The sequence below is a fragment of the Seonamhaeicola marinus genome, from assembly GCF_008085455.1.
In genome coordinates this window covers 1-281 of record NZ_VSDQ01000829.1, presented here as the reverse complement: position 1 = coordinate 281, position 281 = coordinate 1, and the positions used below count along the sequence as shown (strand labels likewise).

The following is a 281-nucleotide window of genomic DNA, read 5'->3' as shown; positions in this document are numbered from 1 at the left end:
AAATAAGTTAAAAAAACAAGCTAAAACGTGGGTAGGTAAAAAGCTTTTCAACGAGCATTTGGTGCAATTACAAGGTGAAAATTATTGGTTTACAATAGATCCTGTTTTCGATTTACAAGTTGGTAATGATAGTGAAGGCGGTAACACATATAATAATACCCGTGGCTTTGTTGTACAAGGAGGCTTGGGTAAAAAGTTAAATTTTTATTCATCAGTATTTGAAAGTCAAGGGCGTTTTGCCGATTATGTTAATAGATACTCCGAAAGCTTGAAGGCCTTTG

The 281-nt window shown here is 34.5% G+C and carries 1 pseudogene; it reads left to right on the top strand.

What is annotated here, in order from left to right:
* Positions 1-281: pseudogene (locus FUA24_RS23750) on the top strand (gliding motility protein RemB); the annotation flags it as partial.